Source organism: Paenibacillus maysiensis (assembly GCF_000520815.1).
In the GTDB taxonomy this organism is placed as follows: domain Bacteria; phylum Bacillota; class Bacilli; order Paenibacillales; family Paenibacillaceae; genus Paenibacillus; species Paenibacillus maysiensis.
The window spans coordinates 24,878-41,780 of the sequence record NZ_ASRY01000078.1; the positions used below are offsets into that span (position 1 = coordinate 24,878).

The 16,903-nt window shown below is 46.5% G+C and carries 13 protein-coding genes; 4 read left to right on the plus strand and 9 right to left on the minus strand.

The features are described from left to right. Window positions 1-62 precede the first annotated feature (62 nt). Window positions 63-1,139, plus strand: a complete 1,077-nt coding sequence (locus L696_RS0105225; protein WP_025682705.1) for a glycine-rich domain-containing protein — start codon at window positions 63-65, stop codon at window positions 1,137-1,139. Between the two features lie 114 nt (window positions 1,140-1,253). Here L696_RS0105225 and glgA read toward each other — a convergent pair whose 3' ends face one another. Beyond that, window positions 1,254-2,696: a glycogen synthase GlgA gene (glgA, locus tag L696_RS0105230; protein ID WP_025682706.1), complete on the minus strand. Its 1,443-nt coding sequence runs from the start codon at window positions 2,694-2,696 to the stop codon at window positions 1,254-1,256. 54 nt (window positions 2,697-2,750) lie between these two features. Then, window positions 2,751-4,673, minus strand: coding sequence for a 1,4-alpha-glucan branching protein GlgB (glgB, locus tag L696_RS0105235; RefSeq protein WP_025682707.1), 1,923 nt, complete (start codon window positions 4,671-4,673; stop codon window positions 2,751-2,753). Window positions 4,674-4,910: 237 nt separating this feature from the next. Here glgB and L696_RS0105240 point away from each other — a divergent pair, with 237 nt between their 5' ends. Continuing rightward, on the plus strand, window positions 4,911-6,137 hold the full coding sequence (locus L696_RS0105240) for a glucose-1-phosphate adenylyltransferase (RefSeq protein WP_025682708.1): 1,227 nt from the start codon (window positions 4,911-4,913) through the stop codon (window positions 6,135-6,137). Window positions 6,138-6,199: 62 nt separating this feature from the next. On the opposite strand, the gene L696_RS0105245 is transcribed toward L696_RS0105240, so the two are convergent. The 5 genes from L696_RS0105245 to L696_RS0105265 all read right to left on the minus strand — a co-directional run bounded on the left by L696_RS0105245 (window position 6,200) and on the right by L696_RS0105265 (window position 11,617). Continuing rightward, window positions 6,200-7,624 carry a sensor histidine kinase gene (locus tag L696_RS0105245; RefSeq protein WP_025682709.1) on the minus strand — a complete coding sequence of 475 codons (1,425 nt, stop codon included), beginning with the start codon at window positions 7,622-7,624 and terminating at the stop codon, window positions 6,200-6,202. Further along, window positions 7,621-8,319: a response regulator transcription factor gene (locus L696_RS0105250; protein WP_025682710.1), complete on the minus strand. Its 699-nt coding sequence runs from the start codon at window positions 8,317-8,319 to the stop codon at window positions 7,621-7,623. Before L696_RS0105250 ends, L696_RS0105245 begins: the two co-directional genes overlap by 4 nt. A gap of 1 nt (window position 8,320) precedes the next feature. Beyond that, window positions 8,321-9,655, minus strand: a complete 1,335-nt coding sequence (locus L696_RS0105255) for a hypothetical protein (RefSeq protein ID WP_025682711.1) — start codon at window positions 9,653-9,655, stop codon at window positions 8,321-8,323. Next, on the minus strand, window positions 9,652-10,377 hold the full coding sequence (locus tag L696_RS0105260; protein WP_025682712.1) for a phosphonate ABC transporter ATP-binding protein: 726 nt from the start codon (window positions 10,375-10,377) through the stop codon (window positions 9,652-9,654). Before L696_RS0105260 ends, L696_RS0105255 begins: the two co-directional genes overlap by 4 nt. Window positions 10,378-10,459: 82 nt before the next feature. Then, window positions 10,460-11,617 (minus strand): MFS transporter, encoded by a 1,158-nt coding sequence (locus L696_RS0105265; RefSeq protein ID WP_025682713.1) that lies wholly within the window; start codon window positions 11,615-11,617, stop codon window positions 10,460-10,462. Between the two features lie 440 nt (window positions 11,618-12,057). On the opposite strand from L696_RS0105265, the gene L696_RS0105270 reads away from it, so the two are divergent. Then, entirely contained in the window at window positions 12,058-12,975 is a 918-nt protein-coding gene (locus tag L696_RS0105270) for a hypothetical protein (RefSeq protein ID WP_025682714.1), read from the plus strand. A 65-nt stretch (window positions 12,976-13,040) separates the two neighbouring features. Continuing rightward, complete coding sequence (locus tag L696_RS0105275; protein WP_025682715.1) at window positions 13,041-13,805, plus strand: HAD family hydrolase; 765 nt, start codon at window positions 13,041-13,043, stop codon at window positions 13,803-13,805. Window positions 13,806-13,989: 184 nt separating this feature from the next. Here the strand turns inward: L696_RS0105275 and L696_RS0105280 are convergent, their stop codons facing one another. Further along, the gene (locus L696_RS0105280; RefSeq protein WP_025682716.1) at window positions 13,990-15,288 is read right to left on the minus strand and encodes a hypothetical protein; all 1,299 of its coding nucleotides are present in this window, start codon (window positions 15,286-15,288) and stop codon (window positions 13,990-13,992) included. A gap of 27 nt (window positions 15,289-15,315) precedes the next feature. Next, window positions 15,316-16,903, minus strand: a 1,588-nt coding sequence (locus L696_RS0105285) for an SDR family oxidoreductase (RefSeq protein WP_025682717.1), incomplete at its 5' end; no start/stop codon positions are given.

The following is a 16,903-nucleotide window of genomic DNA, read 5'->3' on the forward strand; positions in this document are numbered from 1 at the left end:
TAGCACTATTTTATGATTTTTCACAGCATGTAAATTACAGTTCCCACAAAGGAGCAGTCATTATGAATAATATGAGTAGCTTTTGGGCGTGGTTTATTGTGGTCCACATCATCATTTTTTGGTTTTTATTCCGCGCATTATACCGAAGGAACCGAGGAAATCGACGGACACGTCGCCGTAATGCATTTTTCCTAAGCTCCCCGTCTCCCTCTTCCCTTGAACAGGGACGACATAAGGAGATTATAGAGCTAATGCAGCTTCTGGAACGATCTATTCCAGCCTCCTACGCTCATAGTGTAAGGCGGCGTGTGGTGGAAGCCCATCCTCACCTGACGGAGCAGGAATACGATTGGCGCTGGAATGAGCTAAAACGGTATTTTATGCTATGCGCGATTATGAATCGGGTGCCGATGTTTAGTCCAGATGTGGATGAACTGTGGCATGAAATGCTGATGTTTACGCGGGAATACCAGCAATTCTCGGAAGCCTTCTTTGGTCGTATGCTGCACCACGCCCCTCATTCCGGATCACAGCCGATGCCGGATGAACGGGCATGGTTTGACTGGCTGTATGTGGAATGCTTTGGCTGGAACCGCTATAGCGCGAGCTTGTGGGGGGCTTTTTTTAATCATCCATTACCGAATAACGAGCTTGCACACTATTACAAGCTGGCAGCTTCCGGGCAGCCAGCAGGCGACCGTTGGAATACGCAAGAGGGCATGGGCATCTCTCAACAGGCACAGCAAGCGGTTCAGAGAATTGTGGACCATCTGCGTAATCGGGTGAATGAAGCAGTGGATGATCCAGATGGCAAGCGGCTGCCGAAGGTCAACTATTTGCAAATCGATTATCTGCTGCTGGCCGTTGTATGGTATTCCTGGTATCAACCTCATCAGTTTGCCTTGCACATGCACCCGTATGCTACGGGCAGTGCCGCATTAGCCAGCTCCTCAGGCTGTAGTTCTGCAAGCGGTTGCTCGAACTGGGATACGCATCACTCGCACCAGCACTCTTCCCACGGTAGCTCCCATGATGGAGGCTCATCTCACCACGATTCAGGTGATTCCGGCGGCAGCCATTCCTCGTGCAGCAGTAGCTCCTCATGCGGAAGCAGCTGTGGTGGAGGTGGAGGCGACTGATCACATCAAAAAAAGGGCATCCCCAGCCACTATTGGCTTCATGAGGAATGCCCTTTTTCCATTGTACATTGTCAATTCTGCATCATTTGAACACTTTTATCCAGTACACTCAGTTCATTCGTTCCCAATCAGTGAACGGTAAATATCCAGATACGCTCCCGCCGACACATCCCAGCTGTATTCTCCTGCAAAAGCGGTATTCGTAAGCTTGGACCAATGCTCAGGCTGGCGATAAAAATCAACCGCACGACGAATCGTATGCAGCATATCATGTGCATTGTAGTTTTTAAAGCTAAAACCGTTTCCTTCGCCTGTAGACTCGTTGTAAGCATGTACGGTATCGTTTAGACCGCCCGTTTCCCGTACAATGGGAATGCTACCATAGCGAAGCGCCAGCAACTGGCTGATCCCGCAAGGCTCAAACCTCGACGGCATAAGGTACATATCGCTTGCAGCATAAATTTTACGGGACAAAGGTTCACTGAATGCCAGCTGCGCCGACATTTTCAAGGGATAACGTCCGGCAGCTTCCCGGAACCAGTGCTCAAAGGCCGGATCTCCCGTGCCTAGCACGACAAACTGAATATCATCATAGTACATGATCTCATCAAGTATCCTTGTTACCAGATCCAGTCCCTTCATATCCACAAGTCGGGTTACCATCGCAATTAAAGGCACATCCGGTCGTACCGGCAAACCCAGTTCCTTTTGCAGACCGATCTTGTTTTCCTTTTTCTTGACCAGACTGGTGCGGTACTTCATATAAATACGATTGTCCGTAGCAGGATTGTAGCTTTTGGTATCAATTCCGTTCACTATACCCGATAAACGCTCCTGCTCTCCCAGCTTACGCAGCAGCCCTTCCAGCCCATACCCGTAAAATTCTGTCTGAATCTCCTCTGCATAGGTAGGACTTACTGTGGTGACATGATCCGAGTAGGTCAGCCCGCCCTTCATAAAATTCAGTCTGCCATGATACTCCACACCCTCAGGGGTAAAATAGCTACTGTCGAGATTCAGCAGTTCCGTTAAGACCTCATATGGAAAGTCCCCCTGATACAGCAGGTTATGTATCGTAAACACGGTGCGAATATCACTGTAAAAGGTCAAATGACGGTAATTAGCGTTCAATAGTAACGGTACCATCGCGGTATGCCAATCATGACAATGCAAAATATCCGGTTGGAAATTCAAATCAGGCAATACTTCCAAAATCGCCCGGTTGAAAAAGGAGAAGCGTTCGCCATCATCCATATAACCGTAAATCCCTTCACGACCGAAGTAATATTCATTATCTATAAAATAAACCTTAATTCCGTCCAGCGTCAGTTCCTCTACTCCACAATACTGATCACGCCAGCCTACAGCGACATGCTTGACCGTTACCGGACGCAGTAACTTCTTATAAGTATCAGGAATCCCCGCATATTTAGGCAAAATGATTCGGACGTCGCACCCTGTCTGAAGAAGGGCCTTCGGCAGTGCACCAATGACATCAGCCAACCCGCCTGTTTTAATAAATGGATGTGCTTCTGCTGCTGCAAATAGAATCTTCATATATGCTTCCTCCTTAATGACCTCAATCCTATTTTAAACCATTTGTAACATGGATTAATCCGCCTTTTTAGCCCTCCGGGATGCTTTCTTCAATATAACGACGCTCAGCGGCGGAATGGTCACCTCCAGGCTGTGCAGTTGTCCATGCCAAGGGATCTTGGTCGTGCGCAACACTTCGGTGTTCAACTGGCCACTACCACCGAAGTCCGAATGATCACTGTTCAGCAGCTCGATATATCTGCCTGATTTTTCCAGACCAATTCGGTAGTGCTCTCTTGCCACAGGCTGAAAATTGATGAGAATGACCAGTGTATCTCCCGGTTTTTTACCTTTACGTAGATACGTAATTACGCTCTGCCCACGGTCCTCTGCCTCAATCCACTGATAACCATCCCACGAATGATCCAGCTCCCATAATGCTTTTTCCTGTATATACAAATGATTCAGCGCTTTCGTAAAAGCGTGCAGCGTACGGTGGCTGCCATAATCCAGCAGAAACCAGTCAAGCTGCTCCTCATCTTTCCATTCGATAAATTGGCCGAATTCCCCTCCCATAAATAACAGCTTTTTACCCGGTGAGGTGATTTGGTAACCGAGAAGCGCTCGAAGCCCGGCAAATTTTTGTTCATAGCTACCCGGCATTTTATCAAGCAGCGACTTTTTACCATGAACGACCTCATCGTGCGACAACGGCAGTGTAAAATTCTCGCTGTATGCATAGGCTATGGGGAACGTCAGTAAATTATGGCGCTCGGATCTCTGATCGAAATCCGTTTCGATATAATCAAGCGTGTCGTTCATCCAGCCCATATTCCATTTGTAATTAAAGCCGAGTCCTCCATCGCTTACTGGGGAAGTCACCATCGGCCAGGCACTGGACTCCTCTGCCATCATCAGCGCATACGGATAATAGCGGAATACTGTTTCATTCAGTTGTTGAAGGAAGGCAATAGCCTCCTCATTTTCAATACCTCCCTTGGAGTTAAAACGATATTGACCATCCGGCTTTTCAAAATCCAGCCGCAGCATACTCGTCACAGCATCTACGCGCAGGCCGTCAATATGGTACACATCCATCCAGAACAGCGCATTGGATATCAGGAAAGAACGCACCTCCGGCTTGCTGTAATCAAACGTCAGCGTCCCCCAGCCGGGCTTTTCTGCAATTAGCGGGTCCGCGTATTCGAACAGCGGCGATCCATCAAACAGTCTCAAACCATGAGCATCCTTGGCGAAATGAGCCGGAACCCAATCCATAAGCACCCCAATGCCCGCCTGATGACAACGATCCACCAAGTACATAAAATCATGTGGTTCCCCATAACGGCTTGTCAGCGCAAAATATCCGGTAAGCTGGTATCCCCAGGAAAGATCATACGGATGCTCACTGAGCGGCATAAGCTCGATATGCGTATAACCCATTTCCGTTACATAGGGCACAAGAAGCTCAGCCATTTCCCTGTATGTATAAAACGTACCGTCTTCTTTTTGTCTCCAAGTGCCCAAATGCAGCTCGTATATATGAAGGGGTTTTCCATAAGGCTCTCTCCGTTTACGCCGCCAAGCCGCGTCGTTCCAAACATAGCCCTCCAGTGAAGCGACCAAGGAAGCCGTTGCCGGCCTCAATTCTGCGCGTACCGCGTAAGGGTCTGCTTTTAGAAAACGTTCACCATTTGCACCCGTAATATGATATTTGTAAAAAGTTCCTTGGGATATACCCGAAAAAAAACGACTCCAAAAGCCGGATTCGGGAACTCTATATAAGGAATCCTGTTCCCCATTCCAGTTGTTACGATCTGTAGCAAGCCCGACATGGAGAGCATGAGGAGCCCAGACCGTAAAACGGACGCCCTGTTCTCCGTTCTCCACAGTAAGGCGGGAACCCAAAGATCGGTAGCTGTGATAAAGCGTTCCTTCGTGAAACAAATAAATATCTTCCGGGGATACAGCCTGTTGCGGGAGAGTTTGGTCTGTCATCACGCCACCACCTTTATATGTTTGTTTCGTACAAAATGTATGATTCGGAAATACATTACTTTCCGGTCAAAGCTGACTTGAGTTATTACCCCATTCTAGCCACAATGAACAGAAAAATGACTATGAAAGAAATAAACCTTAAATTTTGGGGGATCTTACACACCTGATGGTTTCAAGAGCACCCCATACCGTTTATGTATGTACTACAACAGACAACTAAACCGGGAGGGAAACGAAATGTTTAATAAAGAATGCATTGCCATGCTGCTGGCAGGCGGAGAAGGACGCCGTCTTGCTCCCCTTACTTCAACGATTGCAAAACCCGCCGTACCCTTTGGCGGTCATTACCGAATTATCGATTTTCCTCTCAGCAACTGTGTTAATTCAGACATCGATACTGTAGGTGTGCTGACGCAATATGAGGCGGAATCCTTGCACGAGCATATTGGGGATGGAACTCCTTGGGGTCTTACCAAAACAAACGACAAGGGAGTTACCTTACTTCCATCTTATAATACAGACAACGCTGAATATTTGGGAACGGCAGACGCCATTCATAAAAATATCGAATATATTGACAGCCAAAACCCGGAGCACGTGCTTATTTTATCCGGTGATCATATTTACTATATGAATTATCGTGAAATGCTGAACTATCATAAAGAAAAAGGTACAGTGGCTACGATTTCCGTTATGGAAGTGCCTTGGGATGAAGCGCATCGTTTTGGCGTCATGAGTGCCGATGAGGAACTGCGTATCACCGAATTTGCCGAGAAGCCAGAAAAACCGGAAAGTAACCTGGCGTCTATGGGGATTTACCTGTTTAAGTGGGATTATTTGAGAAAGTATCTGGTGGAGGACGCCGAGGATGAGCAATCCAGTCATGATTTTGGTAAAGACATCATTCCTAAAATGCTGGCGGATCAAGAGTCCTTGTATGTTTACGAATTTCAAGGCTACTGGAAGGATGTAGGTACCGTTAAAAGCCTGTGGGATTCACATATGGATCTGTTGCAAGAGGATTGCGCTATTGACCTGCAACGGACAGACTGGCCTATGTATACGCGTGAACGCCGTACAAGGTTGAGCGCACACAAGCTATCTAACCGCAAAACGGATTCATTAGACAGCCTCCTGCATGATTCTTGCCAAGTAGAAGGTCAAATCGAACGTTCCGTCGTATTTAGCGGCGTCGAGGTAGGTAAAGGATCAGCTATTAAGGAAAGTATCGTTATGCCTAACACTCGTATCGGACGTAATGTGCATATTGAGCACGCGATTATCGGGGAAGGTGCTGTAATTCGTGACGGTGCAGTCATCAAGGGTAACCCGAGTGAGATTATGGTTATCGGACCGAATGAAACAGTGTTCGGGAAAATGGCGGTACGCCCACAAACGGCCCGCATGCTGAAAGAAGCTTATGAGCGCAACACACGCTTGCGCGCTGAAGGTTTTACTTCATAATGGAACGAAAAACGTCAAACAGCCAGCACCCCGCTATAGTGAGGTGCTGGCTGTTTACATAACTAGCCTTGAGTGAGTTGCGGTGACTCTACGGGTTGCTCAGCTTGTAATGCAGGCAATGAAACTGTAATGGTGGTGCCTGCTCCCAATTCACTCTTGATGAGCATTTGCCCTTGATGGCGCTCCACAAACTGCTGTGAGATTGCCAATCCCAATCCCGTACCACCATTCTGATGGTCTACCTGGAAAAAGCGGTCTCTTACTCTGGCAAGATTCTCCGCGCTAATCCCGATTCCTGTGTCTTGCACAGATACCTCGATGTTGTCTGCGATCCGTTGCAGACACAGAAAAATAATAGAGCTTTCATGGGAAAACTTGATGGCATTGTCCACAATGTTTAAAAACACCTGTTTCAGACGGTTGCCGTCGCCATGAACCAGATATGCTGCTTTCTCCGAGTCCAGTTGGAGTTTAATATGCTTCATTTCCGCTTTTGCCCATACGTTCAGCATAACTTCCTGTAGAAGCTCCCGTAGATCCACTGTTCCCATGACAAGCTTCATTGCGTTTTGCTCCAGCTTGGAAAAATCGAGAATTTCCTCCACCAGACCGATCAACCTGTCTGTTTCTTTGGAAATAATTTGCATCCCAATCTTCGTCTCCTCTGGGTCAAAGGTGCCGGAATCTAACGTTTCACTCCAGCCTTTAATGGAAGTCAACGGTGTGCGCAGTTCATGAGATATGGATGAAATAAAATCATCTTTGATTTGATTCGTTCTGACAATTTCTTGCGCCATGTAGTTTAGTGTCGAAGCCAGCTCACCCAACTCATAACGATAATCGCCTTTAATACGTGTATCGAATCGTCCTTGCGCCATTTGAGCTGATACATCGCGAATATTGTTAATTGGCCTAACGATGGAATTAGCGAGACCTGTACTGACCACAAATACAATAACTAGTACAACTGCCATGATGCCAAGGGAAAACAGCGTAATCGTAAACAGCTTGTCGTTGACCTTTTCCAGAGAGGTGGTAAACCGTACAATGTAGACCTGATCTCCGACAATATTGTCCAGTTTTTTGGATACCGCCATCACCTGTTGCCCCGTACCCGGTTGCTTCCCGATCCAGCTACCCGTATCCCCCGCTAACGCTTGTGGCACATCGCTCGTTTGCACACTTATATCTGCCGCAAAGTTCGTCGAGTTATCAATTACATTTCCCTGTTCATCGAGTAATTGAAATTCCGTGTTGGGCAAAGAAAATGTATTCAACAAATACGATTGCAAAGACTGTTCTGGGTCTTTGAATTTAGGTGCAAACTCACCTACTGATTCAATACGGCTTTCCATGTGTTTATAAATCGTGTCGTAGTAGTACCCCCGGATTGCAAACATGAAAATGGTTTCTACCAACAGAAGCGCCAAGAACACCACAAAAAAATAGTGAAGCACAATCTGTCTGCGAATTCCTTTTTTAATCATTGAGCCTGACCTTTCCATTTATATCCATGTCCCCAAACCGTTTGTAAAAAGGCGGGCTCAGAAGGATTGTTTTCAATTTTTTGACGCAACCGCCGGATGTTCACATCCACGATTTTTGGATCGCCCATATATTCCTTGCCCCACACGTGGTCAAGCAAAACATCCCGGCTGAGCGGTGTATTTTCTTTTTCAAGAAAAAATTGAATCAGGGAAAACTCTGTTGGCGTCAGCTCAATCAGCTGCCCGTTTTTCTTAAATTGCTTGGCAATCAGATCCAGCGTGAACGGACCGGACTGAAAGGATACTTTGGCTGCCGTCTCGCGGTGTACATTTACCCTCCGCAGCAGCGATTGAATACGGGCAATGAGCTCCGTCGGGCTGAAGGGCTTGCTGACATGATCATCAGCCCCTACCGACAGGGCATATACTTTATCTTGCTCCTGAACCTTCGCCGTTAGAAAAATAATACCAATTCGCTCATTCGTTTCCCTAATTCTTCGACAGACCTCGAAACCATCCATGCCCGGCACCATTACATCGAGCAATGCGATATCAATATCCCGTACCGTGTTCAAAATATTAAGAGCCTCATGCCCATCCGACGCCTCCAACACCTCGAAACCGTTTCGTTTCAAATTTATAACGATAAAGCTGCGAATGGATTCCTCGTCTTCCATGATTAAAACTTTACTCACTCTATTCTACCTGCCTTTCCCCCAATTTGTTTTTAATGGTTTTACGCGGCTCCAGCTCACTGGATCGCTTGATTCCAATCACCTGTGCATTGGTTCGCCATAACTGGCTATATCCTTCATTGTTTCGCTCCCATTGCGACAACGAGAAATATTTAATTTCTGCAATCGTTTTGTCTGTATTGTCCAGAATGAACCGCAAATAGCTGTCCTTCTTTGATACTTTCGGATCAATGGTTACCTTGCCGTGCAGTTCCTTCGGCAGTCTGAAATAGATCTGATCATTGGAGTCGCGATACTGTTGCTGTTTGAAAATCGTTCCCTTTGCACCATCCCACTGATAGAACGAGACAAAATACGGGACTTCATCCAGCGGCCTGTTGGACCATCCTTTCGGCTTCTCCAGATTGCCAAATTCCAGAATGCCATCACCATCCACATCACCGCTAGTAATGGTAGCATCCTTAAAGGTTACATCCATGAGATCAAGTTTTTTGAGCTTGCTATGGTCCATCACAATGACGTTGGACACCGTAGTTGTCTGGGCAATCTTGGTATCTATAATGATACCCTGCCTGCCCTCGGCTACCTTACCAGCGACGACATTGTAGATACTAAGCGTCTGACTGTCCAAATCCAGCGATCCGATTTCCTTAAACGTTCCCCCGCTGAATTGAAATGTTTTGACCGTGAAAAATTCATTACGTCGCAGCGTGATAATCGTCAAGTCATTCAAATTGTCCCCGTTCAAGTCCATCTTGTTATGATTAAAATCGTCTACGACGAAGTCCGTATAACCAGTAGCATATATTTTCTCCAAAGTTCCTCCGGTATAAGAATACACGATGAGTCCCTTCTGATCGTTACCATCACCGCTATCCCCGCTGGAAAAGCCTGCTACAATATCTAGCGTGCCATCATTCGTTACATCAACCAGTTTGAACGACTCCAGTACAGTACCTTCTCCGTCAAACGTCAGCTTCTTTACCCACGTTCCGTTCTGATCCTCGAACAACGCTCCGTGTATTTTTACACTTTCATCTGGCGTTTCGTAAAAAAGTACCGCTTCGTCTGTACCATCATTGTTCAGATCCCCCGTACGAATCGGCGTCGGGTCATCGGGGTCATTCGGGCGCAGAGGCTGCACCATTCCGAGCTGCGTAACCACTGCACCATTCAACTGCTGTTTCTCGTCAGACATCATCGGTGACTGCATCAGCGAAATCGGGTCACTAATGACATTACAGCCGCTTAAAAATCCAACAAGGAGCAGCGATGCACAGCAACCGGTTAATATTCTCAACAACATCATTTTCACTTCACTTGCCGTCCCCTTCACAATTTGTTCTTTTCCACCTGTGTCAGTCGTCTGCCCTGAATATCAAATACGAGTTCGCCGCCGTTCAATCCCCATATGCGTGAAGCAAAGCGTTCAGCCATTTCCAGCGGCAGTACGGTGATTACGGTCACCCGTTCGTCTGAGCACAGCTTTCGGAAGGTATCCATCACATGAGCTGCTGAAGTCGGGTCAAGTCCATTTACAGGCTCATCAGCCAAAATAACCTTGGCTCCGTGAACGAGCGCTCGTGCAGTCGCTACCCGTTGCCGCTCACCGCCGCTAAGCTTGTCGCATTTGTCATGGGCCTTATCCAGCAAGCCCAGATCCTCCAACACGTCCATTGCTCCCATATAATCGTCAGAACGCACCATTCCGGTCACCATTCTCCATAATGGAGTCTGACCCGATCTGCCGATCAGCACATTTTTGAGAGCGGTCCGATTCATATTTAAATGCGGATTTTGCTCCAGGTATGCCCATTCCCGCTTTATTTTCATTTTGACCGTCCATCCGGATTTCAGCACATCATGGCCGTCCACCATCAGACTGCCCTCCTCCCATGGCTCTTGCAAAGCAAGACAGCGCAGCAGTGTGGTTTTTCCACTTCCGCTCGGTCCCACTACGGCTATCAGTTCGCCCGGGTGAATTTCAGCATTAATCCCGCGAAGTAACGGGGTCCGTTCAGGCCCCACTTGCTTGGTCAGCTTCTGTATTCTGATCATCTTTGTGATTCCCCTTTGTCCGCCATCAATACTGTCTATAGTTTATAGTAAATGTGAAACAAATACCATGCAAACCGCAGTTTTATGCCGTCGATATTCTTTTTCGGAATAACAATCCCAACAACCCAAAAACCACGTAGCTGCCCCCGAGAACCAGAAACATGCTGCCTTGGGTTCCATAGTCCAGTAGCGTCCCGCTAATGTTAGGTCCAATCACACTTCCCAGATTAAAATGAAAGGATGCCAGCACATTGGCGGCGGCTAATAACGATTTGGGTAGCAGGTCAGCGGCATAGGCCAGCCCCAGGGAGAAAAAGGAGCCGACCAAACCGCCTGCCACTGCCAACAATACTAATGTCAGCATAAAATGATTGCCGCTCCACGGTATCAACATAAAGATCAATCCACCCGCTATCCCTACGCTTATAAGCACCTTTTTACGGCCCCAACGATCACTCCATATACCTAGCGGCAGTTGAAGTACTAATCCACCTAAGCTGACAAAGGGCAGCAACGCGGCAATCTCATCGGTATGAAAGCCAATGCGAAGACCATATACCGGAAAGTTGCTGTTCAGGCTGGCTTCCATATAACCGTACAAAAATGCAGGCAGCAGCGCGTACCATGCCCAGCTATAGCTGCGCCGGAATCTTTGTGCTGGACGCGCCTCGGTTTCCAGCTTTTCCGGTCTGGAATCCGGTAGCTTAATGAGCACCAGCAGCAGAACGAGCAAGCACAGTAAGGCCAGCACTGCAAATGGAACCAGCATCCCGTAATCAAGTAACCACAATCCAAGCGGCCCCAATGCAAACCCCAGACCGTAGGACATGCCATAAAAAGAAATGTTGCGCCCACGATTCTCTGCCGGAGTCACCAGCAGTATCCACAGTTGGGCAGAATAATGCAATGCACTGTCCCCGATTCCGACTAGCAATCGCAGTATGAACCACACCCGGATATCGGGGATTAGCGGGAATAGCAGTAGCGTAAAACACACAAGCACGAGCCCTCCAGCCATCAGCTTTTTGAAGCCCAACCATCCCAATGTCCGTTCAGCTACCAGCGTCATAACAAATGAACCAATATACAACGCTGCGGCATTCATTCCGTTCAGCGAAGAAGAAACTCCCATCTGTTCCAAAGATATAGACAAAATCGGCAGCAGTAGCCCTTGACACAGTCCGGCCACAACAATAACCGCAATTAAGATAAAGTAATGCACCCGCATGGACGACGACATTATGCTTCCTCCAGATATAACATAATAAAATATCAATAAGTAAAACGAATGTTAAGGAATGATTTGGATTTCATTCCATAATAAATAGATATTCTTATTACTATGTATAGCAGTCACGCACACACAACCAAACTACATGCAAATTCCGGTATTTTTAGTGCATAAAAGAAAGGATAAAAAAAATCGCCATCTAAGATGACGATTTTACGGAAAGCTTGTCTGATAAGTAACCGACTCCGCATCGTTAGGGAGCCTTGTATGTTCAATCCGAACCGATTCACGTCACAGCGCACTATTTTATATTATAGTGGACAATGCCCAGCAGAACAAGCCATAATAAATAAGTGAGCAATTTCAAAATGCTCATGTTGTGCTTATGGACGGGCTTAATTACGTTCACCGCTCTGGGCTCGAAGACAGAATAGGAGGCATTTGATTCCATGAGTTATCAAATTAAAATAGACACTTCTCCAATTTACGAATTACTCGGCAGCTTTATGGCCTATGTAACCAAAAAGTGGGTACACGACATGGACTTGGGCCACGAGTGGATCGACAAGGTGGATGCACGGCTGCAAAACGAAGTGCGCTCCGAGCTTACTTCGGCGCAGGATTGCCCTTTTAGCGATTATGACGCGCTTTATGTTTGGGCTTTGCTTCGACCGGAATCGGATGAAATATCCGATTATATCGCTTATTTGGACAACGGCCCGGATGAAGACATGTTCAAGCTGATTGTACCGCATGTTCCTTTTTTAACCTTTGAAGAATCTTTGCGCATTCGCAAGGTATACGCCCCTCTCCTCAAATTATGGGACCGGGACTATTTCCGGGCCATGGAAAGCGAACTGCGTGTGCTGGCAGAGGAAGATGCTGCTGAGAAACGCATGCTGCTGAGCAAAATGGAGCCGGAAGCACTGGTTGAATACGCTACAGCCGGACTGATCGTGCCTCATATGGAAGATTTGGATACCGTTGTTCTGTTTCCAGTCGTCCATAATCGTCCGATTAATTCGTACTGTTTTTATACCCGTATGCTGCTGATCCAGTATCCGGTAGACGTTCCCGAAGAAAGTGAGGAAGAACCTCCTACACTCCTGCTTCGGCTGACCCGGGCGGTAAATGATCCACAACGTCTGCGGATTCTGCGTTATGTGGCTCAAGGCCCTAAATCCCTCGAAGATATGCGTCATGATTTGAGCCGATTGGAAGACACACTCATGTCTGATATGATGATTTTACGAGTAGCTGGTCTGCTCCGTATCCACATTGGACGTTATCACAAGGAAAAATTCAGCATTCGCCCCGACGGAGCGGCTGATTTACAGGTATTTTTGGAATCCTATATCAGACTGTAATTTGAACTGTATCCTCAGTTATAATCGAACATCGTTAAAGCGTTGGCTTGGAAGGAGTATGCAACATGTCGTATCCGAAGCAGCATATTTTATTTGATCTTGATGACACTCTGGTCCACTGTAATAAGTATTTCGATCTTATTCTCAACCACTTTTTCGAGTTGCTTCAGGAATGGTTTGCAGCCCATAACCTGACGAAAAATACAATTCGTGAAAAGCAAATCGAAATTGATATAGCTGGAGTGCATCAGGTAGGCTTTGCCAGCGAGCATTTTCCACAGTCTTTGATTGATACGTACCACTTTTTTTCGGAACAGTTTGGACGCCGTACCGATCCGCGGGAAGAGCAGGAGCTTCGCTCACTTGGGCGAAGTGTGTACGAGCAGGAAATCGAACCGTATCCTGGGATGGTCGAAACGTTAAATTCGCTCCAAAAAGCTGGACATTCCCTGCATCTGTACACCGGCGGTGAGCAGGTCATTCAGGAAAAGAAGATTGAACAGATGAAGCTGGCTAACTATTTTGATGATCGCATCTACATTCGTCAGCATAAAAATGTCGAGGCTCTGGAGGAAATTATCCAGATGAATAGCTTTGATCGAAGCATCACCTGGATGATTGGTAACTCTCTGCGCACCGATGTATCACCCGCCCTTGCGGCAGGCATTCATGCTGTATACCTCAAGCAGGCCAAGGAGTGGGTTTACAATATGGTAGAGCTGCAAAAAAACGTTAACTCCGTGATGTATACGATACAGAAGTTAACAGAAGTACCCCGAGTGATACACGAAAGCATTCAATTGCATCAACAAAAAAGGACTCTCGGCTAGATAGCACCGCTAATATCCCCCCAAGTAGACACTCAAAAAAGTCCACATGGTATCATGAGGCTAGAGAGAACTTGGAGGGGATATTTTTTTACTTTTAAAGCTGCCAACGATTTCAGTCAAATTCAAACAGCGCGTGCCGATTAAGGATCGGCACGCGCTGGCTGCTTAGTCTTTTTTTATTTATCTACTTGGCAGGGGGATAACCATTCAACAAATGTTCCACGGATAAAATCCGGTCAAAAAGACCAAAGACTTCTTCCGAATCGTAAAGATTCTCCAATACGCTGAGCTCCATCATTAAACATCCCGAAAGCGTAGCCGTTGTGAGCAATAACGACTGGTTTTTGATGGAAAAATAGATGGTATCCACCCATTCCTCCATAATCGGATACGATATGACTCCCAGATTGGACAAGGTGATGGTAAAATTCCACAGGGGGAATCTTTCAGGCATTGTTTTCATAACCAAATCAAGACACTGTTGTTTATATTTCCGATATGAATTGGAAAACGAAGCAAAAAAGAGCGACAACGCATAAGGAACCCCCCTTTTGAACCATTTGAACGCGGATTTCACCTGTTTTTCCAAATTTCCAGCCCGGAAAAATTGCATTGGAAGGCTTGCGACGTAATTGCCGTGCATAGTTTCCGGCGAGTAGTTATGCAGAAACTTCAAATCCATAGGCATGGAGACAAACACGCGTTGCTTGCCGGGAGCATGCTGTAGTAGTCCATCAGTCATTCGATAACAGATGTATTCGGTTAATGTCATTTTTAGGCTCCGGCATCGCCGTAAAATCTCACCAGTCTCCTCTTTGCTGAATCTATACGATTTTTTGACATAACCGCCGCCTTGCTCCGGCCTTCTGCCGTAACTCAAATCAACGGTTTCGCCAGCGCCTGTCCCTTTTCCCCTAACCCTGGTCATAAAACCTGCAACAAAAACCGGCATCCACATAAAAGCGGAAAATCTTCTTTTCATACGCAACAGCCTGTCTTTGGAGACGTCGCCCTTTGCCGCCTTATTTTCCGGCTCGGAATCTGGTTCGCCTGAGTAATATTCCAGCCATCTCTTGATCCAGAAAACCAAGCTCAGCCCATTAGCCACTGCATGGTTCATCGCAAATATCATTGTATATTCATTTATAGGGTAAATACGAAACGGAAGTCTGGCATTGGTCGGGCTGTACCGAGCCAGTACCTCCTCCTCCGTAAAATATTGGGAAAGCTTCACCTTTTCAGCCTCCAGAAAATGTTCCAGCTCTTCCTGAGAAAAACGCCCCCATACAAACGTGTCTTTTTCGAATTGTTCCACCCTTTTGGCTTGCAGCAAAGGATTGTCCATGATGAGTGAGCTGTAGCTAAAAAACAATTTTTCAGCGTCGATTCTTCTTTTAAAAGTAACCGTTGCGATTATGCTATTGGATAAAATATAATCTTCAGTTCCGAAAAAGTAGGTGCTCGCCAGTTTAATCGCATCCATTTTTCTCCCTCCCTCCCTTCTATTCTTTTACATAAACCCTACTTTTTTGACATGATCCATCATCAGCTTCACTTTTTGACCGTCCAGCCTGGACCACTCAAACCCCATCGCCTGCAAAATACCATCAGTCTTTTTGTTCATCGTCATGAACAACGTTTTGCTTGCTCCCTCAAAGAAGACGTTGGAATGAACAAGAATCCGGGCAACCTCCTGCTCCGTCTCTGGTTCATCGTATTTTTCAAACATGTATTCGGTAAAATCCTCCACTGGCATTGGCTTTACATTTATATCCGCTTGCTTCAAAAGCTTGGAAAAAGATATCATGCTAACCTGATGGCTGTTAAACAGATGATAGGTTTCGTTGATTAAATTTTTCCGGTCGAACAGGAGTACAACTGCCTTGGCCACCTCATCCACAAAGGAGAAGTTCATGGTTTTATCTTGAATTGCGGGGACCCGGCCAAGTGTGATCATCGATTTTACCAATGAATAAAATGCATTATCCGAGATATTTTCCTGGAAGATCCCCGAATTGGAATCAAACACGAGATTCCCGACTCTGAACACATTGGAATCAAGCCCTTGTTGCCTTGCTTTAACAATCTCTTTCTCGGCTTCGAGCTTTGTCATAACGTAATAGTTATCAGAGCTTTGTTCGACATTGCAATCATATTCAGTGAACATGATGCTGCTCTGGTCTTCTATCCAGCCACTACCTACGCTGGTGGTGGAAACGAAATTGTAGGTTTTTTTCTTCCCTGTACCAGCAAATTCGATCAGTCTTTTGTTCCCTTCCACATTGACCGCCTGAAATTCCGAGTAATGCCCAAAATGCTTCACATTTGCCGCCGAGTTAATGATCGCATCAATGCTTCCGGCCAAATCCTCATAGCGCTCCTGGCTCAGTCCAAAGTAGTCCTGGGTTAAGTCTCCGCAAAACACGCACACTCTGTCTTCCCAGGCATTCTCCCCAAGCTCAAGACCAAAATGGAACTTCAGCTTCGCCCACAGTCTTTCCAGCGCCTCATCGTCACTCGTTCCCCGAACAGGTACATACACCTTATATTCCGTATTTTGCAGCAGTTGAAACAAAATATGGATTCCCAGATACCCTGTTCCTCCTACCAGCAGAACATTACGGTAGCCAGCCCGTTCAGAAAGATCGATATTTTCATAACCCTGATTTTTCTTTTGGTATTCTTTGAGACTCTCGCGCATTTTCCAGACAACACCAGGTACGCCGTTTTCCCCAGAAGCTGCCGCTTCCCGTAAGGCGTACACGAATTGTTTTAATCTGTCTTTGGAATACTTAATGTTATCCGCCAAGGCCCGAATCGTCGGATATTGAAAGATGTCGTTAATGCCCACTTCAAAATCCAGCGCCAGCCTCGAAACCACCTGAATCGCCTTGATCGAATTGCCACCCAGTCTAAAGAAATGCTCATCAATTCCGATCGAATCCATGCCGAGAATCTCCTGCCATACCTTCTGGATTTTCAAATCAACGTCATTTCTTGGGCTGCTGACTGTGTGATCGCTTCCCTGCCATTCAGGCTCGGGCAATGCCTTTCGGTCAATCTTTCCGCTCGGAGTCATCGGCATGTCATCCAGCTGC